Genomic DNA, 776 nt, shown 5'->3' with positions numbered 1-776 from the left:
TCGCTGGGGCAACCGTCGGCCAGCCTGCCGCAGCCGGCGCCCACGCCCCGGTTGCAGCCGGTGCCGGTGGCGAACCAGCCGCCGCCGGTGAACCTGCCCAAGCCCGTGCTGCAGCCGCCGGTGCCGCCGAAATTCCAGCCGCAACCCGTGCGGCCGCCGCAGCCCGAAGGCAACCAGCCGATGCCGCCGCCGCCCTCGCTGGCCATGCCGGCGTTGCCGCCGCAGGCGCCGCCCGTGATCGCCCCGCCCAGCATGGCGCTGGATCGCGTAGCGCCGGACACCCCGGCGCCGACCATCGCGCAACCCATGCACGTGGACGTGGCCGCCGCGCCGCCCGCGCCCGAACTGCAGAGCGTGCCGCTGCCGGCGCAGCCAGCGCCCGAGGTGAACCTGCAGGCCGCACCGGCCACGCCGGTGCCGAACGCCCCGCAGCACCTGTCGAAAGTGCAGGCGCCCGCGCCGGTCGCCGCACCGGAACAGCCGCTGGCGGCGATTCCCCAGGCCGCGCCCGCCGCGCCCAGCGTGACGCCGTCGCCCAAGGCCACGGTCGAGCTGGCCCCCGACCAGGCGCTGACCCGGATCAGCCAGCCGTCGCCGGTCGCCGCGGCGCCGGCGGAGGCAAGCGCATCGAACGCAGCCGAAGCCGCCGCGGCAAGCGCCGCGGACGAGGCGCCGGGCAAGGCGGGCGAAACCGCGGCGACGGATGTCAGTACCGCCCCGAACGCGAGCGCGCAGGGCAGCGACGCCGCGCGCGTTGGCGAACCGCAGGGCAAGAC

The 776-nt window shown here is 77.6% G+C and carries 1 pseudogene; it reads left to right on the top strand.

Annotation, left to right across the window (positions count from 1 at the left end):
• A pseudogene (locus tag PCA_RS17325) lies at nt 1–776 on the top strand (hypothetical protein); the annotation flags it as partial.

Source organism: Rhodanobacter sp. PCA2, assembly GCF_013620825.1.
In the GTDB taxonomy this organism is placed as follows: Bacteria; Pseudomonadota; Gammaproteobacteria; order Xanthomonadales; family Rhodanobacteraceae; genus Rhodanobacter_A.
The sequence above is the reverse complement of the archived record's forward strand: the minus strand, read 5'-3'. Positions and strand labels throughout refer to the sequence as shown.